General features: G+C 70.4%; 15 protein-coding genes. 7 read left to right on the top strand and 8 right to left on the bottom strand.

Annotated features, from left to right (window positions below; genetic code table 11):
* Positions 1-158 precede the first annotated feature (158 nt).
* The 3 genes from WMF26_RS13375 to WMF26_RS13385 form a co-directional block, all read right to left on the bottom strand.
* Positions 159-1,259 carry a transposase gene (locus tag WMF26_RS13375; protein ID WP_438000645.1) on the bottom strand — a complete coding sequence of 367 codons (1,101 nt, stop codon included), beginning with the start codon at positions 1,257-1,259 and terminating at the stop codon, positions 159-161.
* A 149-nt stretch (positions 1,260-1,408) separates the two neighbouring features.
* Positions 1,409-1,567, bottom strand: coding sequence for a hypothetical protein (locus WMF26_RS13380; protein ID WP_438000646.1), 159 nt, complete (start codon positions 1,565-1,567; stop codon positions 1,409-1,411).
* Between the two features lie 113 nt (positions 1,568-1,680).
* On the bottom strand, positions 1,681-2,436 hold the full coding sequence (locus WMF26_RS13385) for a transposase zinc-binding domain-containing protein (protein WP_438000647.1): 756 nt from the start codon (positions 2,434-2,436) through the stop codon (positions 1,681-1,683).
* Between the two features lie 513 nt (positions 2,437-2,949).
* Between WMF26_RS13385 and WMF26_RS13390 the strand changes: the two genes are divergently transcribed.
* Positions 2,950-5,166, top strand: a complete 2,217-nt coding sequence (locus tag WMF26_RS13390; RefSeq protein WP_438000648.1) for a M12 family metallopeptidase — start codon at positions 2,950-2,952, stop codon at positions 5,164-5,166.
* Positions 5,167-5,370: 204 nt separating this feature from the next.
* On the opposite strand, the gene WMF26_RS13395 is transcribed toward WMF26_RS13390, so the two are convergent.
* Positions 5,371-8,286: a TonB-dependent receptor domain-containing protein gene (locus WMF26_RS13395; protein WP_438000649.1), complete on the bottom strand. Its 2,916-nt coding sequence runs from the start codon at positions 8,284-8,286 to the stop codon at positions 5,371-5,373.
* A 178-nt stretch (positions 8,287-8,464) separates the two neighbouring features.
* Entirely contained in the window at positions 8,465-10,216 is a 1,752-nt protein-coding gene (locus WMF26_RS13400; protein ID WP_438000650.1) for a protein kinase domain-containing protein, read from the bottom strand.
* A 331-nt stretch (positions 10,217-10,547) separates the two neighbouring features.
* On the opposite strand from WMF26_RS13400, the gene WMF26_RS13405 reads away from it, so the two are divergent.
* The 3 genes from WMF26_RS13405 to WMF26_RS13415 all read left to right on the top strand — a co-directional run bounded on the left by WMF26_RS13405 (position 10,548) and on the right by WMF26_RS13415 (position 13,016).
* Positions 10,548-10,982, top strand: a complete 435-nt coding sequence (locus WMF26_RS13405) for a YeeE/YedE family protein (protein ID WP_437946526.1) — start codon at positions 10,548-10,550, stop codon at positions 10,980-10,982.
* Entirely contained in the window at positions 10,979-11,470 is a 492-nt protein-coding gene (locus WMF26_RS13410; protein WP_438000651.1) for a DUF6691 family protein, read from the top strand. The genes WMF26_RS13405 and WMF26_RS13410 overlap by 4 nt, the downstream gene beginning before the upstream one ends.
* 163 nt (positions 11,471-11,633) lie before the next feature.
* A complete protein-coding gene (locus tag WMF26_RS13415; protein WP_437337444.1) occupies positions 11,634-13,016 on the top strand; it encodes a hypothetical protein in 1,383 nt (460 codons plus the stop codon).
* On the opposite strand, the gene WMF26_RS13420 is transcribed toward WMF26_RS13415, so the two are convergent.
* Positions 12,949-14,430: a PQQ-dependent sugar dehydrogenase gene (locus tag WMF26_RS13420; RefSeq protein WP_438000652.1), complete on the bottom strand. Its 1,482-nt coding sequence runs from the start codon at positions 14,428-14,430 to the stop codon at positions 12,949-12,951. The genes WMF26_RS13415 and WMF26_RS13420 overlap by 68 nt on opposite strands.
* A gap of 368 nt (positions 14,431-14,798) precedes the next feature.
* On the opposite strand from WMF26_RS13420, the gene WMF26_RS13425 reads away from it, so the two are divergent.
* Complete coding sequence (locus tag WMF26_RS13425) at positions 14,799-15,206, top strand: nuclear transport factor 2 family protein (protein WP_438000653.1); 408 nt, start codon at positions 14,799-14,801, stop codon at positions 15,204-15,206.
* Positions 15,188-16,699 (top strand): ArnT family glycosyltransferase, encoded by a 1,512-nt coding sequence (locus WMF26_RS13430; RefSeq protein ID WP_438000654.1) that lies wholly within the window; start codon positions 15,188-15,190, stop codon positions 16,697-16,699. The genes WMF26_RS13425 and WMF26_RS13430 overlap by 19 nt, the downstream gene beginning before the upstream one ends.
* Before the next feature lie 281 nt (positions 16,700-16,980).
* On the opposite strand, the gene WMF26_RS13435 is transcribed toward WMF26_RS13430, so the two are convergent.
* Both WMF26_RS13435 and WMF26_RS13440 read right to left on the bottom strand, forming a co-directional pair.
* A complete protein-coding gene (locus tag WMF26_RS13435) occupies positions 16,981-17,406 on the bottom strand; it encodes an STAS/SEC14 domain-containing protein (protein WP_438000655.1) in 426 nt (141 codons plus the stop codon).
* Positions 17,407-17,491: 85 nt separating this feature from the next.
* Positions 17,492-17,917: an STAS/SEC14 domain-containing protein gene (locus WMF26_RS13440; RefSeq protein ID WP_438000656.1), complete on the bottom strand. Its 426-nt coding sequence runs from the start codon at positions 17,915-17,917 to the stop codon at positions 17,492-17,494.
* A 567-nt stretch (positions 17,918-18,484) separates the two neighbouring features.
* Between WMF26_RS13440 and WMF26_RS13445 the strand changes: the two genes are divergently transcribed.
* Complete coding sequence (locus WMF26_RS13445) at positions 18,485-19,618, top strand: substrate-binding domain-containing protein (protein WP_438000657.1); 1,134 nt, start codon at positions 18,485-18,487, stop codon at positions 19,616-19,618.
* Positions 19,619-20,360: the final 742 nt, after the last annotated feature.

Raw genomic sequence — 20,360 nt, forward strand, 5'->3', positions numbered from 1 at the left:
AAAGCGGAAGGCATCCTACCGTATAGCTGTATCCTACTGAACTCGTCCAAACGGCCGCCGTCGCGGTTCGCGGCGCGTCGTGATGGCCGGCGCACGCACCTCGGGGCAGACTTCCCCCCGGCCACGTCGTCGAGCAGCGTCCCTCCCTGTCGGTTTCGTCACGCGGGGTCCGCCGGGTACCGCGCGCGGCACTCCAGCGACTCGGCGAACAGACCGAGGTGGCTCAAGATCTTCCTCGCCGTCGCCTTATCCGTGATGGCGGCCATGAGGCGCATCCGTCCGCTGCATCGCAGGCACGCGAGAGCATCTACGGCGTAAGTCCGCCGCAAAAGCTTCGCCCATTCGACGCGAAGCGACGTCGCCAGAAGGAGCCCATCCAGCAGCCGATCAAGGTGCCGGACCGAGATCCCCTCCGACACGAATCCAACATCAGCCCACGGCAGCACAGCGCCCAGCGCAGTCGACACCCGCTCGCGCTCGACTTCGCCATGCACCATCGTCAGCAGCGCCCCAACCGCCACGTCCCGAGCGCCTCGCTCCGACACTGCCGACGGCGCCGCCTCGCTTCGCTCGTCTCCTCTGCGCGACGGCTTCGCCATGCCTCTCGCCCGCCCCCTCGGCGCCTGCCTCGTCGGCATGGGCGTGATCGTCGTCTTCTTGTCATCGCTGCTTGCGCTATCAGCTCCGGCGCGCTGCTCGCGCTTACACGCCTTCCCCGTCGCCTTCGGTACTACGACGCTGCGTTGCTTCGTATGCGGCGCGAGCACACCGTGGTAGCGCACCAGCGGATGGCGCGGCGGCACCAGCGCGGCGAGCCTCGCGAGAAACACAATCGGCGTCATCACCCGATGCGTTCCTGTTCGCCGCGGGTACTTCACCTGATAGGCCACCCGACCGTCGCGGAGGATGCTGAGCCGCTCCACAGCGAAGCAGGGACGCGCGTAATACCGGACGAGCCGCTCGCGCCCCTCGTCGTCGTAGCCCTCGATGCGCACCGCCGCCTCGACGTTGAAACCATCGAGCTCCACCGTGAGCGGCCCACGGCGCTTCGGCTCGAACCGCGCTTCGCCTCCATCGTCCGGCGGCACGACGGTCTCGTCCTCAATCCTCACGAACTCGCCCCCGCGGAGCGCGATCTCAGCGCAAGCGTCAAGCGCACTCCGTTCCGGCGCTTCGTTCGAGCGCTCTTCGTTCGGACGTTCGTCGAGCAGGCCGCGCTTTCGCAGCCAGCGAAGCGTGCGCTCTCGGATGCGCTGCACGATGTCCTCGAGCTCCTCGTGTGATGGCGCGCCGATCTCGCGGAAGGCCTGACGCCCGCTACCGTTCGCTACGGGGGCGCATCGGCGTGCCGTGGGGCACACGTGTCCGTCCGGGCGTTGGTCTGGCCCGGTAGGCGCGACGCGAGACGCTATACGGCGTCACCGAGCGCCTTGCGGCGCAGAACGGTGCTTTCCCAGTACGGTGGCCCCCGATTGGGAGAGCGTGCTGGAACATCGGTCGGCTCGCCGAGCGCGGAGAGGAAGCGGACGATGTTCCGGGGCTCGGTGACCATGGCGACGAGCTTCATCCGCCCCTTGCAAGTTGGGCACTCGAGGACATCGAGCGCAAATGTTCGGCGCAAGAGCTCGGCGCGGTTTGTCGATCGCCCGATAGCCGCCACGCTTGCGTTTCGAAGCGGCGTCATCGTCCGCCTTGGTAGGCTCTTCTGGCTTCGCAGGGCGCGGTCCGATGCGCTTGCGCGGCGGAGGCACAGAGCGCTGCCTCGGGCTCGTCGTCCTCCTCGACGTCGTGCTCGATCTCGAGATGCCCGTGCCGCCGGAGGGAACGGAGCATCCGCCCGACGGCGTGCTCGAGGACCTGACCGACCTCGCGCGTTCGGAGGTGACCGAGCTCGTTCCACACGAGCTCGGTGCCGTCTTCGTGATAAGCCCCGTCGAGGAAGACCACGTGCAGATGCGGATTGAGCCGCATGTCGCCGCACGTGCGTTGCACGATGGTCACCGCGCCGCTCTTGACCGCGCCGCACGCGCCTCGGCGCGCGGCGCGCTCTTCGTAGAACCGCTCCACGCTCTCGACGAAGATGCGGGTCAGCACGCCGAACAACGCCCCGTCCTGGGCGAGCCTGCGCCGCCACGGAAACGGAAACGTCAACACCCACGGACGGTGCGCCACCTCGGGCAGGACGTCATCGATCAGGTTCGCCATCGTGGAACACATGCGTCGGCCCAGACACGACGGGCAGAAACCGCGTCCTTTACAGCTGAAGGCCACCAGCCGACTCTCTTCGCAGCGCTCGCACCGAAACCGCGCGAACCCGCGGCAGAGCAGCCCGCAGTCGAGGTAGGCTTCGAGCTCCTTCTTCGCGTGCTTGGGTATCCGGACGGCGATGGCGCCGTCGTCGATGGCCCCGTACAGCGTCTCCACGTTGTCGCGCACGATCTCGTAGAGCGTCGTCTTCTCGGGACGACGGCGGCGTGCGTCGAGGCGATACAGCCGATCCTGCGCCGGTCCAGCGCACAGAGGTTGCGATGCCAGGGGGCCGGGCGTGACATGTCACGCTGCCGGGCGTGACATGTCACGCTCTATGAGCCGCTTGTCACGCTGGGCAGCGGCCTCCCGAACCCCCGCGCAGCCTGGATCGGTCGGCATATCCGTCGATTCCGCTGCTGATCGCGGGTCCGGTCCAGCGGGGACGGTCATGGCACGTTCCCTGCTTTGACGATGGCGACGAGCAGGTCGCGCGGCTCTCGTCCGGCACACCCCGAACGATCCTGCCGAGTGACCGACGTTACGGATAAGAGGCCACCTGCACCCGTGGGATCCCGGGCCGCTCGACTCGAGCGGATGGGCTACCCACGGTGCCTGCTGCCATGTCCCACGCGCTCGTAAACGTAACGTTCCACGGACGAAACGCGCCATTAACATCGCACCCCAACACGAGATATGACCATGTTTAGATTTGACCGCGCGCTCGCTGCCCTGTCCATCAGCGCCACCGCATGCATGCTGCCCGCGTGCGTCGCGATCGATGACTCGAGCGGAGCCGCAATCGACGAAGACGCCTCCGAAGAGATCGCGAGCGCCGAGTCGCCGCTCGCGCGTACTGGTGGGGATCGATTCTGGCCGAACGACAACATCGTCTACTGCTTTGCTCCGGCCGGGCTTTATTCGACTGTTCCGGAAGCGTGGAAACCGAGTATTAGAAGCACTCTTGCGGAGATGGCGCGCCGATTGCCCGTCACGTTCACGGAAATCACCTGCCCCTTCTCACCCCTGCCATTCCAGCCGCATGTCATGATCGCCCTAGGACTCAACGGCACGGGGGGGGTGTCGGACGAGATAGGCTACGACGGCGGAGCGCAAGTTGTCACGTTCTACCAAGATCCGAACGATCCGAATGTGCCGCCGAACGCGCCCACGGTGATGCACGAGATGCTGCACGTCGTCGGCCTGTTCCACGAGCAGTCCCGCTCGGATCGCTTGGACTACGTGACGATCAACAATTCCTGCATCAACGACAGCGACGAAGACCAGTATGAAACCAAGCCGGGCCAGGCCATCACGTCGGGGGTCTACGATTATCAGAGCATCATGCATTACCCGACAGGGCAGTTCTGCGCCAGCAGCCGGCCGAGCTCGTGCAATATTTCGGATGGCATGGGCGGGACCTTCTGCGCGACGATTGTGAAGAAAGACGGATCGCCGATACTGTTTAATTCTGTGATGTCTCGAGAGGACATCAATTCGGTGTTCTATATGTACTCCAATCCATTTCCGACGCCCGCCAGCGATGATGATGCGAGCAGAGCGGTCGCCATCGGCGACTTCGATGGCGACGGTTACTCCGACGTTGCAGTCGGTCTTCCGCTCAGGACGGTGGATGGCATGGCGGATGCGGGCGAGGTCCGTGTCTACAAGGGCACGAGCCGGGGAATTTATCGTTGGCAGACCATCACCCAGAGCACCGCCAACTGGGCTACCGCGGAGGGCGTTAGATTCGGTAGGTCGCTCGCTGCAGCAGACATCGACAACGACGGTAGAAGCGAGTTGATCGTCGGTGCTCCGTACCTTGACGTCGATGGCCTGGATAGCGCGGGCGCGGTCGCCGTGTTCCACCCCGACGACGTCGGCAAGCTGCAAGTCTGGCGCAAGTACACGCAGAAGACCCAGGGCGCCGACGTCGTGCGCGCCAATGCCCGGTTCGGCTTCGCGGTCGCGGCAGGTCGCATCGCGCAGACGTTTACTTCCGGCTCCTCTGGGCCGACCGATCCGGCGCTGACGCTGGTCGTCGGCGCCCCGGGCACGGATGGCGGGGGGGCCGTGTTCTTGTACAGCGAGACCAACCCCGTGAGCGGGAGCTCAGTACGGCGCACGCAGAAGCTCGCAGCCCCGGTCGCCGGTGCCCAGTTCGGCACCACCCTCGCCATCGGCAGCGTCACCGCCAATACCACGGTCGACCTCGTCGTCGGTTCGCCCTTCAACACCCACGGCCAGATCGACGTCTTCGATGGCGCGGCGACGGTCGCGGCATCCAACCTCTCGGCGCCGATAGTCACGCATTTCGAGAGTGTTCTCGCTCCCGACGCCGACACGATCGGGTTTGGTTATTCGATCGCGATTGGTAATTTCCGCGGAAGCAGCGCCAATGATATCGCCGTCGGCGCGCCGTGGGCGCAAAGCCTCAAAGGCGCAGTCTACGTCTACGAGTACGAGAGCCTGTTCGCCGATCCGAAACTCTTCCATCGCAAGCAGACCCTCGTGCAGAATAGCACGCCTGAATCGGGGGATGTGTTCGGTACGACGCTGGCCGCGGCGAACATCATCCAGTCCACGTCGCAGGACGAGCTCATCGTCGGAGCGCCCGGGGAGGATTCGAACGCAGGGGCCGTCTCGGTCTTCAAGGGGGGAACCAGCCTCCAGGCGTTTCAGTTCGTGCAGCAGAGCGACATCCCGGAGGAGACGAACCAGGCCGGCGCCCGCTTCGGCGACGCGCTGGCCGCCAGGAGCATCAACGGCCTTGGCGACAGCTTCGTGACCAGCGACGATTTCAATGCCGTCGACGGGCAGGGGATCCCCGACGTGGTGGTCGGGAGCCCGTACGCCTCTAGATTCAGCCTCTTCTGGGGCGACACCACCATCGGGTTGATAGGCCACAAGAAGTACTGACACGCGCAGGACGTGTGAGGGAGCTCGCTCGGCTCACCTCCGGGGCTTGCATTCTGGCGCGCCCCGGAGGTGCGTCGCCGGAACGCAAGCCTCTCGGGTGAGCTCCCAGACTCCCGCACCACCCCGAGGATCGCCGGATAAAGTGACGGGTCGCGACGGTTCGGTGCCGCAGAAGAGTCCTGGCGGTATTTCCGGCGGGCTGAGCTACGGATAGCTGACCGTGATCTCGGCGAGGAACGTCCTGCCGTTCTGCCGGCTCGTGGACGAGAGGTAGGTCTCCGCGGCCGGGTAGTCGTACCGCGTGTCCATCGCGTTGTAGAGGCCGAGCACGTAGCGCGTGTGAAAGCGCTGGAGCTCGCCGGACACCGTGAGATCCGCGACGATGGCGCCCCGGGTCTCGCCGCCCGCGCTGCGGGAGATCCGCCGGGGCGCCTCCAGGTTGATCCGCAGCCCGGCGGCGGCGAGCCGCTCCACCACCGGGACGACGCCGCGGAACGACGCGAGGTGCTCCGGGGCGTTGATGAGGCGCCCTCCGCCCCCTCGCTGGGCGCGCTGGTAGCCGTACATCGCCGCGAGCATCCAGCCTTGCCGCCACTCGCGGCGGAGCTCGACGTCGCCCCCCACGACGAACGCGCCTCGCTTGCTGTTCGCGTAGCGCTGCAGCCCGTCGTGGTCCTCGAGGGAGATCCCGCCCGACAGCAGGCTCGCGTGGACGGCGCCGAGCGCGATCCAGGCGTCGCCGATGCGCTGCGTGTACTCGACCTCGGCGGAATGGAGGGACTCCGGCTCGAGCGTGAGGCCCGCCGTGGGGTCGACGGCGGGCACCTGCGTCTCGCCGTCCTCGTAGTACTGCTCGGAGACGCTCGGCGCGCGGAATGCGCTCCCGCCCATGATCTTCAGCACGCCTCCGGGCGCTGGCCGGAAGATGACCGCGGCGCGCGGGACGAAGATGGGCCCGAACGTGCTGTAGACGTCCAGGCGCGCGCCCGCCGAGAAGCGCACCCAGGGCGCGGGCGAGCCGTCGAGGATGAGGTAGCCGGCGCCGAAGCCGAACGGCTCGCGCTTCGTGCGGATGCGCCCGTCCGCGAAGACGCCGCGCAGCGTCGCCTCGGGGTGCCCCTGGACCTCGCCGCCCCCGGTGACCCGGAGCCCGGCGAGCGGCGTCCACGCCGCCCGGAGCTCGGCGCCCAGCCAGGTGCCGTGCTGCTGCTCGAAGACCGTCGCCTCGTCGAACCGGTACACCCCGCGCCAGACGAAGCGGTTCACGTGGCCGCGCGCCATGAGCTGCAGGTCGGGCGCGGGCCGCGGCTCGTAGCGCACCTCGGCCATCATGTGCGCGTCGTCGTAGGTCGTCCCCAGGTCGTTGAGCCGCGTGCCCACGTAACCCGTCGGGATGCGCTGCTCGCGCGTGTGGTACATCCACTGCGCCGTGAACGGCCCGTACCAGGCGCGCCCGGAGGTGCCGCCGGCCCGGAAGGTCTCGGCGCGCTCGGCGATCGGTACGGGCGGGCCGCCCCGGGGGTCGCGCAGGGCCACGGGCACGTCGAACCCGTCGGAGCGGGCGCCGGTGACGCTCGCCCGCACGCCCGCGTCCGGGCCAGCGTTGACGTGGAACCCGGCGCGCCCGTGGGCCACGCCGTCGTAGTAGGTGCCGGCCGCCACGTGCGCGCCCGTGGGCTCGTCGCGGCCGCGCGGCACGAGGTTGACGATGCCGGAGAGGGCGCCCGTGCCGTAGAGCAGCGAGCCCGGGCCGCGGACGACCTCGATGTGGTCCACGTCGTGGAGGTCGTCGCGCGCGTCCGAGCCCACGAACGAGGCGTTGAGGACGTTGTCGTTCGTCGAGTGCCCGTCGGAGAGGACGAGGAGCCGGTTGCCGTAGTCGAGCGGCTCGCCCAGCCCGCGGATCCCGGCCGAGTAGACCACGTGGTCGTTCGAGAGGTAGACGCCGCGCGTGCCGCGCAGCGCCTCGGCGATGGTCGGGTACCCGAAGGCGCGCAGCTCCTGCTGCTCGATGACGCTGATGGAGGCGGGCGCGTCCTCGACCCGCTCGAGGACGCGCGAGGCCGACGACACCTCGCGGATCGGCTCCAGCGTGAGATCGCGCAGCGCCGCCTGCTGGCCGGCCGCGACCTCGATCGTCCGCTCGACGGGCGCGAAGCCGCGCAGGCTGACGCGCACCCGGCGCCGGCCCACGGGGACGCCCTGGATGACCGACGGCGTGAAGCCCATCGGCCGGCCGTCGATCTCGACGAGGGCGTCGGGCTCGCTGGCACGCACGAGGATCGAGCCCGTGAGCGGGCTGAGCGTCGCCGTGATCGGCACGGTCTCGTGCGCGGCGACGGTCAGCGGCTGCGGCGCCGCCTGGTAGCCGGCGCGCGAGAAATAGAGCACGTGGCGGCCCGGCGGCAGGTCGAGGTCGCAGGGCGCGGCGCAGGCGGGCGGCGCGCCCTCGTTGTCGACGTGGACCGCGGCCTCGCTCGCGCCGCGCACGTCCACCCGGACCGTGCCCACGATGCGGCGGAGCACGATGAGCACCTCCTTGGTCTGCCCGAGCTTCACCGCGGTGTCCTCGACCGCCACGGGCTCGTAGCCCGGGAGCTCGACGAGGATCCGGTAGCGGCCCTCGGCCAGGGCGAGCCGGCGCGGCGCCGTGCCGCGGGCGCCGAGGTCCTTGCGATCGACGTAGATCGTGGCCCCCGGCGGCGACGTGACGATCTGCAGCACGGCGACGCGCGGCGCGATCCGCTCGAGCGCGGCCTGCGCCTCGGCGACGATCTCCGGGTCGGTCTCGCCCGCGAGCGCGTCGTCGTAGTACCGGTGCGCGTCCGCGAAGCGGCCCAGCTCCTCGTAGGTGAGCGCGATGTTGAAGACGACGTTGCGGTTCGGCACGAGCCGGTTGGACGCGAGGAAATGCTCGAGGGCCGCGCGGAACTGCCCCTTCTTGTAGCTGTCGCGGCCGAGCTCGAAGTGGAGGTCGGCCTCGTCGGCCTGGCCCTCGCCGTCGGCGCGGGCGGCGGGGGCGTGGAGCAGCGCGCCCGCGAGGAGGGGAAGCGCCGCGAGGCAAGACCGGCGAGCGCGCCGCCGAGAGCGCGCGCGCGTGCTCGAGGGCGAGCTCGGCATGCCGCTAGTCCCGCCCGCCAGGGATCCGGAGGGAGATTTCAACGCAAAGGCACAAAGGCGCAAAGGCGCAAGAAGAACAAAATCTGTGCATTTTCGCGTCTTTACGCTCTTTGCGTCTCTGCGTTGATCTCTCTTCGCTCGCGAGGCAGAGCCCTGGCGGGGTTGCTGACCCGCGGCGCTAGCGGTGCTCGCGCAGGCGCACCGCCCTCGTCGCCGGCGCGTCGCCGCCGGCCGCCGGCTCGCCGCCGGTCGTGGTCGCCGCCGGCTCGCCGCCGGCCGCTGGCGGCGCCGGGGCCGCCAGCACGGCGCGCGGGCGCGCGGGCCGCGCCGAGCTCGACGGCGCGAGCGCGGCGCCGGCCGCAGCGAAGCCGCTCGCCGCGGCGGCCACGGCCGCCGCAGGGGGCGTGAGGATCGCGGACGGCGGGAGGGGCGAGGCCTCGAGCGCCTCGTCCGCCGCGGGCATCGCCGCCGGCTCGTCCCGGCCCGGCGCGCCCCGCGAGGCCGCCTCGCCGGCGGGCGGCGTGCCCGGGACCTGTGCCGCCCCGCGCCCCAGCCACGCGAGCGCCGCCGCGCCCCCGAGGAGCACGGCGAGCGCCGCCGCCGCGGGCAAGGCCGCGCTGCGCCGGCCGCGGCGCCCGCGGGCGTCCCCCGCGGGATCGCGCTCGTGCCGCTCGGGCGGCGCCGCCGTCGGCGCCAGCGGCTCGCCGAGGTGCGACGCCACCGCGGCCGACGCGACGCCGGGGGAGGCGTAGGGGGGCGGCACGGAAGCCGCGATCGTCACCGCGGGCGGCGCGCCCGCCGCGGGCGGCACGGAAGCCGCGATCGTCACCGCGGGCGGCGGGTCGACCGCGGACGGCTGCGTGGGCGGCGCCGACCCCTGCGCCCGCTCGGCCACGACGCACCACGACCCCGGCGCGGCGCCGCGCGACCCGGTCAGGGTCGGGGCATCCTCATCGACCACCCTCGGGCGGTCCGGAGGCGGCGGGGCGTCCACGGTCTCGTTCCCCATGGCCCTGCGCAGGATGCGCGCCGCCGTCAGCCGCGCGCGCTCCGACCCCAGCGGCTCGAGCAGCGACACCAGCTCGGCGACCGTCTGCGGGCGGCGCGCTGGGTCCTTCTCCAGGCACATCAGGAGGATGTACTCGAGCTCGACCGGGATCTCGGGCCGGTACGCGCGCGGCGGCACGGGTGGGTCTGTCACGATGCTGACGAACAGCGCCGAGACGGCCTCGTTCTCGAACGGCAGCCGCCCGGTCAGGAGCTGATAGAGCGTCATGCCGAGCGCCCAGATGTCGCTGCGGGCGTCCACGGTCCGGGTGTTGCGGATGTGCTCCGGCGACATGTAGCGGGGAGAGCCGAGCACCACGGAAGAGGCGGTCAGCTTGGCGTTCAGGCCGAGCGCGCCGGCCTCCGACGCCTTCGAGATGCCGAAATCGAGCACCTTGATCAGGGTCGAGCCGTCCGCGCGGCTCGCCAGGAACAGGTTGCCCGGCTTGAGGTCGCGGTGGACGATCCCGAGCGCGTGCGCCTCGGCGAGGGCGTCGCAGGCCTCGATCACGTAGCTCACCGCCTGCTCGACCGGCAGCGGGCCCCGCGTCTCCACGAGCGCCTCCAGATCGATGCCATTCAGGTGCTCCATCACGAAGTAGGGCAGCTCCTCGTCGGTCTGCCCCACATCGATGACGCGCGCGATGTGCTCGCTGGCGATGGCCGCCGCGGCCTGCGCCTCGCGGAAGAAGCGCTCGAGCGCGCCCGGCGTGGTGCGCCCCTCGGGGAGCAGGAACTTCAGCGCGACGCGGTGGCGGAGCGAGACGTGGTGCGCCGAGACGACGAGCCCCATGCCGCCGCGCCCGAGCACCCGCTCCACGCGGTACTTGCCGCCGATGATGTCCCCGACCCGGGGAATCCTGCGCGACGGAGCCGGTTCCACCGCTTCCCAGCCTGCTTGGGCCATCGACCGATGAGTATACACCAGCACCCCCGGGGCCCCGGCAGAATCCTCGCCCTCGACGCCGTCCACGTCGGCCGCGTCGGCCGCGCCGGCCGCGTGTGCGATACGCCCGCTTCCAGCCCCACCTGCGGTGTGCGACGCGCTGCGCGCGGGACGCCGCGCATCGCCCGCGACGATCCGGATCTCGGCATGTCCGCGCGGCCACGAGCGCCGCGCCTGGCTTCGCCTGGAGGATGGGCGCGGCGCGTTGCTATGCTGTCGGTCGGTCACCCGACGATTCACCCCACGAGTCACCCCACGAGGTCTCATCGTGCATGATTTCACCGTGACAGGACCGCTCGTCGGCGGGGCGCTCATCGGCCTCAGCGCGTCGCTCCTCCTCTTGTTCAACGGGAGGGTCGCCGGCATCAGCGGCATCTTCGGAGGGCTCCTCTTCCGCGAGCGGGGCGACACCGCCTGGCGCGCGGCGTTCGTCGTGGGCCTCCTCCTCGGCGGCCTCGCCCTCGCCGCCGCGCATCCCGCCGCCTTTCCGCCGGCGGGCGGCGGCCGCTCGCTCGGCCTCCTGGTCGCCGCCGGGCTGCTCGTCGGCCTCGGCGCGCGGCTCGGCAACGGGTGCACGAGCGGCCATGGCGTCTGCGGCCTCAGCCGCCTGTCGCTCCGCTCTCTCGTCGCCACCATGACGTTCATGGCGACCGCGGCCGCCACCGTTTACGTCAGCCTTCATGGGCTCGGAGCGGCGCGATGAAGCAGATCGCGCTCGCGCTGCTCGCCGGCGCGCTGTTCGCCGTGGGGCTCGGCGTCTCCGGCATGACCCAGCCGTCCAAGGTCGTCGGCTTCCTCGACGTCGCCGGCGGCTGGGACCCGAGCCTCGCGTTCGTGATGGCGGGCGCGATCTCGGTGCACTTCCTCGCCTATCGCCTCCTTCGCCGGCAGCAGCGCGCCGCCCCCGAGGGCGCCCCCCGCTTTCCCCTCCTGGCCGATCGCCTGTCCCTGCCGACCCGCACCGGGGTCGACGCGCGCCTGCTCGGCGGCGCCGCGATCTTCGGCGTCGGCTGGGGGCTGGCCGGCTATTGCCCCGGGCCGGCGCTCGTCTCGCTCGCGACCGGCTCCGGCGCCGTCCTCGCCTTTGTCCTGGCAATGGCGGCGGGCATGGCGATCGCGCATTTCGCCGCCGCGCCGAGGAGCGCGCCGGCGGACGCGGCGACGGCGGGCCGCACAGCGCGCGACCCGTGACCCGTCGCGCCCGGGCACGCTGGCGCGCGCCCCGGGCAATGTGCCTTGCGGCGCACGCCCCCGCGATGTAATGCTCCTCTCCCAATGCTTGATGCTGGCCGCGGTCCGCCGCGGGCTGGTGGACGAGCATCATCGGCCTTTACCAACGCTGGGAGAGCGAGCCATGAAGCTTTCATTCCGCCCCTTTCTGGGGGCGACGGTTTCCCTTTGTCTGTTATCCGCCTGCGTCGAGCACGTCGACTCGACCGAGCTCGAGTCCGCCGAGGCCGCCGCCGAGACCGACGCCGAGGCGGCCCTCGAGGCGGCGAGCGACGAGCAGCCCTTCGAGGTCTGGGCCGTCGACCAGTCCGACACGAACGGGCTGACGTACGGCGGCACGCTCTACATTTACGATGGACAGGCGCTCTCGACCGGCCGCGGGGTCACGCCGGCCGTCGCGGAGGTCATCGACCTCGGGGGCGACACCGCGTCGCTGTGCTTCGACCAGACCGGCGCCAACCCGGTCCGGCCGCACATGCTCTTCTTCAACGCCACGCGCACCCACGCGGTGCTGTCCTTCGTGGCGAGCGGCCACGTCGTGATCTTCGACGCCGCGACCCGCGCGCCGGTCGCGTGCCTCCGCGCGTCGCAGGGCGCGGACGGGGCGCGGCAGGCGCACGCCGCGGTGCCGGCGCCGGACGACTCGTACATCCTGGTGGCCAACCAGAACGGCAAGCTGCTCGAGCGCATCTCGACCGATTACGCCACGGGCACCTTCGCGTGGGATCCCGCCGCGAAGCTCAACCTGGCCACGTGCGTCGCGCCGAGCGGCGATCCCTGCCAGTTCCCGGGCATCCGGCCCGACAACGCGCCCATTTGCCCGATCATCGACCAGGCGGGCGCCCATGGCTTCATCACGCTGCGCGGAGGGGGCCTGTTCGTCGTCGACCCTGCGGCGACGCCGATCCAGATCGTGGGCGAGTACAACGTCGGCGCCGTGCACGGGAACGGGTGCGGCGGCGTCGAGGCCGGCGGCTCGATGTTCATCAACTCCGGCGGGGGGACGGCGGCGAACCTCGATCAGTTCGACGTGTACCGATTCCCGCTCGCCGGTTATGCGCCGACGAACCCGGTCAACACCCCGGCGCCCCAGGTGGTGTTCACCGACGGCTCCGCGGACCGCGACGCCCACGGCATGCTGCTGACGAAGCGCGGCCGCACCATCTGGGCGCTGGACCGGATCCAGGGCGTGGCCGAGGTCTTCAACGTCAATACGAACGCGCACGTGGCCACCGTCGACCTGAAGGGCCCGCTGTCGAGCGACCCTGCGCCGGACCTCATGGACCTGTCGCCGTCGGGCAACCGCATCTTCGTGACCCTGCGCGGCCCGACGCCGCTGAGCGGCGATCCGCACGCGTCGGTGGGCAGCACGCCCGGGGTCGGCGTGGTCCAGGTCACCCGCGGCGGCAAGCGCGGCAAGCTCAAGCGCATCACGCCGATCACCAACATCGACGCCGGCGGCGTGCAGCGGGCCGACCCGCATGCGATCCGGGTGCGCCTGCTCTGAGCGCGCCGCGGCGGGGGAGGCGAGGGGCCGCTCGCGCCGGCCGGGGCGTCCCCGGCAGCGCGGCGCGGCCACGCCTCAGACCCGCTCGCCGTAGAGGATCGAGACCGCCGCCATCTCCAGCATCAGCTCCTTGAGGATGAGCTGGTCGGTGGACTTCTCGGCCTCCACGTCGAAGGCGAGGTCGCGCAGCTCGCGATGGGCGAGGGCGAGGCCCAGCTGCTCGGCGATGGCGAAGGCGCCCGGCCTCGCGGTTCGTGTTGAGCGGCGCGTAGGTGCCGAACTGGCAGACGAAGGCATGGCCGCGGAAGCCGAACGCGTCCGAGCGGCTGAAGGCGAGCTTCCCGAGCGCCGTGTGCGGCGGGAAGAGGAAGACCGCGGGGCCCGCCCACGGCGGCGGGTCCTCGAGGAAGGGCTCGGCCGCTTTGCCCCGGATGGGCCGATGGGACTCGTGCCAGGCGGGGAGTCCGTCGCCGCAGAGGTCCGGATAGCCGAACCACTCGGGCGCTTCGACCTCTCCGGGCGGGACCCGAGCGTTCTTGATCCGCCAGATGCGGTCCGGGTCCTCGCCGATGGCGCGCTCGCCCTTCTCCTCGAAGTCGTTGTCGGTGGCGTAGAGGTGGCCGTCTTCCCCGAAGGCGAGCCCAAAGGGGTTGCGGATGCCCCAGGCGAGGAGCTCGAGCTCGCTCCCGTCGGGCCTGGAGCGCCAGACGGCCGAGTTGCACTTGAGCTGGCCCTTGACGACTTGGCCCTTCGTCACGGGCGTGCCGAACGATTGGAAGGGGCCGGTCTCGGCATAGTAGGGGAAGGGCAGGCGCGGGTCGCGCGCCCAGACGGTGTTGCCGGTGAGCGTGACGTCCTGGCCCGGCACGTCGTGCGCGTGGGGGTGTTTGGCGAGGTCCACGGTGAAGCCCTCGGGCACCACGACGCCCTGCAAGCCCACGGAGCCCTGGCCGAAATACATCCTCCCGTCGTGGGGCCCGAAGACCGGCCCCCCGGGCTCGTGCCAGCCGCCCGAGGGGATCCCGTCCACGAGCACGACGCGCTCCCTGGTCCGCAGGTCATGGCGCGTGATCCGCATGTGGTAGCCGCCCTTGAGCGAGACGTAGAGATGGCCGTCGCGGACCGCCATGCCGCGGGGACCGCCCAGGTCCTCCACCGCGAAGACCTCCGGGGCCCGCCCCGGGGCCATGCGCCAGATGCGCGGTGTCATATAAGGCCGGGTGGGCCAGGTGCTGCCGCCTTCGGCGAAGAAGAGCGTGCCGTCCTCGCCGAAGCAGAGGGCGCAGGGGAAGGAGAGGCCCGCCACGACGGGCTCCACCTCGTAGCCCTCCGGGGCCCAGACATCCGCCGCGTCCACGCGGCGGCGCACGGGCGTGGGCAGGTCCTTCAGCGCCTCCATCGAGACGCGCTTCATCTGCGGCTGCATCGAGTCCCCCCGTCGCGTCCGGCCCCCTCCCACGGGGGTCGGCGCAACGAACGTGGCGCATTCAAGACGGCCGTCGAGGGGGATCTGCGCTCTCCACGCGCCCGACGGGCAGCGGTCGTGGATGCGCTGGTTTGCCCGAAGGACATCGAGCGCAGGACGTCGACGCGCTGCCGGAGCCTCGCCGCTCGCCAGCGCCCGCGGGCTCTGCCGAGATCGCCCGCGCGCGGCGGTCGCGCGCCGAAGCGTCCCGGAGGTCTCCGGCGAGGCGCGAGCGAGCGGCGGCGGCGAGCGGCGCCCGGCCCGGGGGCGGGCGGCAATTTGACTTTCGGATCGCGTTTGGATTTCCTGGCCCCGCGATGGAAAGCATGGTCGAGGCCGCGGTGAAGACCTACATCGACGCGGCGAGCGAGCGGGACCCCGAAAAGCGGGCAGCGATGCTCGAGGCGTGCTTCGCGGCCGACGGGCGCGTCGTCTCACGCAGCCGCGAGATCCGAGGGCGAGCAGCGGTCGCCGACGAAATCGCGAAGCTGCTCGCGGATCCGCTGCTGGTGCGAGTCCGCATGCTCAGCGTCATCGACGCGGGGAACACCACGTTTCGGTTCCGTTCGGTCGTCGAGCGTAGTAATGGCGAGAATATCGAGTTCTTCGACGCGGGTGAGGTAGACGCTACGGGCCGCATCTCGCTGGTGCTCACGTTCGCCGGCCCTCTACGTGAAGCTGCTGACCGCTCGGATCTCACGGGCCCATGGGCCGCATCCGGGTAGACCGAGCGGCGTTGATGGGCGCTGCGGCGACGGCGCTGGTGCACCTGCCGTTCTTGCGCGGATATGGTTACTTCCGCGATGAGCTCTATTATCTGGCCTGCGCTCGGGAGCTCGACTTCGGCTACGTCGACCACCCGCCGCTCTCGATTGCGCTGTTGTGGCTCGTGCGCCGCACGCTGGGCGAATCGCTGGTCGCCCTGCGGTGGGTGCCCGCGCTGGCGCACGCGCTCACGGTAGCGATCGCGGCGTGTACGGCGCGCACGCTGGGGGGCGGGCGCGCGGCGCAGGCGCTCGCCATGCTGGCGACCGCGCTCGCGCCCGTGGTCCTGGGCCTCAGCTCATTTTACTCGATGAACGCGCTGGATCTGGCGCTCTGGGGCGCCAGCACCTTGTTCTTCGTGCGCGTGCTTCAAGAGGGCGACTCGAAGTCTTGGGTGGCGCTCGGGGCGACGCTCGGGCTCGCGCTGCTCAACAAGCTCGGCGCGCTCTGGTTGATGGCGGGCATGGGCGGCGGGCTCCTGTTGACGCGCCGCGATCTGCTGCGGACACGCGCGCCTTGGCTAACGCTGCTGGGCGCGCTGGCGTGCGGCGTTCCGTACCTGCTCTGGCAGATGAAGCACGGCTGGCCCACGGCCGCGTTCTTGCGAGGGGCCACCCAGTCGAAGATGGCGGAGGTGTCCTGGGCTGGCTTCCTGCTCGGGCAAATCGAGATGATGCATCCGCTTTTTGCGCCGATCTGGCTGGCCGGGCTCGGCTATCTCTGGATCGCTTCACGCGGTCGGCTGCGTCCGGTGGCCATCGCGTATCTGGCGATCTTTGCGCTGCTCGCCCTGAGCGGAAAGAGCCGCGCGAGCTACCTGGCTCCGTATTACACGGTGTTGCTCGCGGCGGGCTCGGTCGCCGTCGGCGGCCTCCGTCGACGCTGGGTGAAGCCGCTGGTCATCGTCGCGGTCGCGCTCGGCGGGGTCGCGACGGCGCCTCTGGCGTTGCCGATCTTGCCGGTGAACCGCTATCTGGCGTACGCGAGCGCTCTTGGCGTCGCCCCGGCCACGGAAGAAAAGAAGCACGTCGCGGCGCTCCCGCAGCTGTACGCGGACATGCACGGCTGGGACGCGGTGGTCGCGGCGGTCGCCCGAGCTTACGCCACGCTCGAGCCCGAAGAGCGCGCGCAGGCCGGCATCTTCACGGCCAACTACGGCGAGGCCGGCGCCGTCGACCTGCTGGGGCCGAGCCGGGGCTTGCCGCGGGCCATCAGCGGTCACAACAATTATGGGCTTTGGGGGCCGCGCGGCGTGCGCGGAAATGTGCTTTTGGTCGTCGTCTCTCCGCGCGATCGAGGGCGGCTCGATGCGCTCTTCGAAGAGGTGACGCCGGTCACTCCATTGAGCTGCGGGTTGTGCATGCCTTATGAGGCGGAGTCCTGGGTGTACCGCTGCAGGAAGCCCCGCGTGTCCCTGGCCGCAGCTTGGCCGAGCCTGATCCACTACGATTGAGCCGCGCGATACCTCCGGCTCTGCGTCCGCCGCGCCCCTCCAGGCGCTCCCGAACCCCCGGGAAGGCGGCCGAACGTAGCCGGCGGCGTCACCACTGGCGGTCAGAATGTCACTGGCCGTCTGCCTGTCTCGGTCGTCGCTGCTGTTTCCGGCGACCGCTCGTCATCGCGCGCGCCCGTCAGCGGGGGCGCTGGAGCGCCGCGGCAGCGCATGGAGCTTCGAGCACGGAAGACGCGAAGAAGGCGCACTCCGCCCCCGCAGGCGCGCCGCGGAGGGTGACGTCACGCCTGGATCCGCCGCCCGGCCCGGAGCGCTCCCCGCTGCTTGAGGAGCCACGCGCGCGCTTCGGCTTCCGTCTCGAAGAACACGAGCAAGGGGAACCGCTTCGTGAGGAGATTGATGCTCTTCACGACGAGCGTCGCCATGACGCGGATATGGAAGCCCGCTCCGAAGACCGCGATCCCGTCGAGGCGCGCCGTGCGCAGCCCGTCCAGGTACACCTTGCGCGCCGCCGGCGTGACCGCCCCGCAGCGACGCGCGTCGGCGAGCACCAGCACCTCGCGGCCGCTGTCCGTCAGGCGCTGGAAGGCGTCCACGAGCGCGCGCGCGTTGTCCTCCAGGACATCGCCGTCGGTCGCGATGACCAGGAGGCCATCCGGCTCCTCGCGGAGCTCGAAGCTCGCGCCCGCCGGACGGGGATCGCTCATGCCAGGCATGGTAGCCCATCCCCGCGACGCGCGTCCTGCGCGCCGGCGCTGCGCCGATGGCGCGCGCATCGGCGGGCGGCGGGCGTCATGCGCCCTGCGCCTGCGTGGACCGGAGCGCGTCTCGCCGGGCGAGCAGCCACGCGCGCGCCTCGTCCTCCGTGTCGAAGAACGCCAGCGGATAGACCTCGCCCGTGAAGAATTGCACGCTCCTCGAGGCGAGCGTCGTCACGACGCGCACGGAGAAGCTCGCCCCGAAGCTCGCGACCCCGCCGAAGCGCACGCCGCGCAGCTCTTCCGCCAGCGCGCTGCGCGCCGCCGCCGTCAGGGTCCCGACGCGGCGGGCGTCGGCGAGCACGAAGACCTCGCGACCGCTCTCCCACACGCGCCGGAACACGGCGCAGAGAGAGCGCGCGATCTCGTCCGAGATATCGCCCTCGATGGCGAAACAAAGAACGCCGTCGGCGTCCTCGCGGAGGAAAGGGCATGCGTCCTCGGAACGTGGCTCGCTCATCTCCAGCAGGCTAGCGCATCGGGCGCACGGCACGACGAGCGCTCGTCGGGCCGGCGCGGGAGAGCGCTCGCCGGGTGACGCGCCTCACCGAGCGCCGCTCCGCGCGCTGCCGCCGAGCGCGTCGCCCGGCGCGTATGAACGAGGTCGGCGCGGATCCGCCTCGGCGTCCTCGTGCTCACCTCTCGGCTGAGGAGCCGCCAAGCACGTACAAGGAACGCGATCTCCGAGGATGGATCCTGGTCCCAGAGGTTTCCACAGCAGCTTGGCGTGATCCAGCCACCCAGATTGGAAGTTTTCGCCCTGGACGCCGCTTGACATGCGGCTCCTCGCTGTGATGCGATGTCCATCAGGTCGCGCAAGGACTCGATGTGACCTGTCGCGTCGCATCGCTCCGGGGGAACAGGCACGTGATGCGCTGGCCGCTTGTCCCGCTGCCGACTCGATCGTCGTGATCGAGTGGGCCGTCTCCGAACGCCGGGCGCGCATCAGGTCTGATCTGCGCGCAAGGGTGCCGCGCGCGACCGCGCGAACCACGCACGAACGAGCGACAACGTAGCAGGGGGCCTCATGACGATGATTGGGCGAAACTGGGCAGTGGCCATCGGGCTCATGCTGACGACGGCGGCATGCGGCTCGAGCGATCCGGACGCGGCGCAGACAGCCGCGCCCATCCAGCGAACGCCGCTTCCTCGGAGCGAGTTCATCCCGCTCGAGATCGAGGCGACCATCGACGAGCTCGTCGCCGAGATCAACAAGACCTCGATCGAACCGATGCAGATCGCGGTGTTGCTGAAGTCCCTCGACGGCTTCTTTGCGCCGATCGCCACGGGCGCGAACCGAGCCATGGGTGAGCTCGGGGCCTCCGGGAGGGCCACGGGGAACGTGCTCGCGCCTTACACCACTGAGACAGAGCTAGAGGAATTGATGAAATTCCAGACTCGGCACATCGAACGGTCGGTGGCGGAAGGCGCCGAGGGGATAGTCATCACGCCCGTCGGCGAAGGCAACGCGGCCGCGCTCGACGAGGCCATCGCGGAGGGGATCCCCGTGGTGACGCTCGACGCTGACCTGGTGAGCTCGAAGCGCCAGATCTACGTCGGGGTACTCAACGCGTATGCCGGGGCCGTGGCAGGGAACACCCTGCTCGAGATGCTGCCCGATGGGCCGGGCACGGTGCTCATCCACGGCTGGGCCGACCCGATCTGGGTCGACGGTGTCAATCGAACTCAGGGCGCCAGGGACGTGTTCGAGGCAGCCGGTTACCACGTTCTGGTACATCAGTCCATCTATCATGACCAAGCCATGGACGTCGAGTTGATGAGAGGCGAGATCGAGGACGCCGACCCGCCCGTCGTGGGCCTTATCGGAATGTTCATCGACTCGTATCGATGCGTGCTGGCCGCGGACGCCGCGGACGCGCCGGACCTCCCCATCGTCACCTTCGACTTCGCGCCGGAGACCGCCGATTATATGCGCCAGGGTCGCATCCAGGCCACGCACGTCCAGCGGCAGTACTACGAGGGGTACCTCGGGCCCTACATCGTCTACGGCATCAAGAGCATCGGCCTCGACGCGGTCAAGGAGATCCTCGCGCCGCAGCTCGTCGAAGGCAGCCAGTTCGACCTCGGCGTCGACGTGGTCCCGTGGAAGAAGGTCGACGCCTACAACGAGTTCCTCTACGAGGTCGGCGCAGAGCAGTAGCGGCGCGCGGCTCGAGGAGGATCGGCTCCGGCCGCGGTTCGCCACAAGGCCCGGTGAGAGGCGGGCAGCACCCGACGCGGAGGCAGGTCGGCTGCATGCAACGGCCAGGCGGTGTCGTCCCCAGCAAGGAGCGCAAGTCCTCGGACCGGCAGCTAAGTTGGGCGGCGGAGCGACTCCACCCCCTTGTAGAGTGCCTCAGCGCGATTCGCTGGTCCCGTTGTGCCGGTCCGGTTCTATCCGCCCCTCGTCGGTGCCTCGTGGCTGCTCGACGACAAGGAGACGCCGATCCGGATCACGCTGCTCGGCGTCACCGGACCGATGGAGGTGAACGGCGCGCTGTACAACGACGTCATGCCCAACCTCGGCGTGACGCTGTCGGACGAGGAGATCGGATCGGAGCCCCTCGGAAGGCGTGGGCCCAACCCGGGCCCGATTGTCAAGCCCAGGGCCTGGGGCGCTCGCCGTGACCGATCCGTCGCCTCGGGCGGCCGTGGTCGCCTCGCTGGCCAGCACCCTGAGCCGCGCCGTCGCCCTCGGGGACGAGGTGGCGGCCCGGGTCGTTCACGAGACAATCGGTCGTCTGCTCGGGCTGCCGTGCTGGACCGCCGTGCTCGGCGGTGAGAGAAGCGATCGTACGGATGGGGGGAGCTGTCGATGGACGGATCGATCTGTTGGCCCTTTTCGGGCCGCGGGCGTAGCTTCGCCATGTCGGACCTCGTTCCGCGGGGGCTCAATCACGCGA

Source organism: Sorangium sp. So ce185, from assembly GCF_051526825.1.
Lineage (GTDB): Bacteria > Myxococcota_A > Polyangia > Polyangiales > Polyangiaceae > Sorangium > Sorangium cellulosum_D.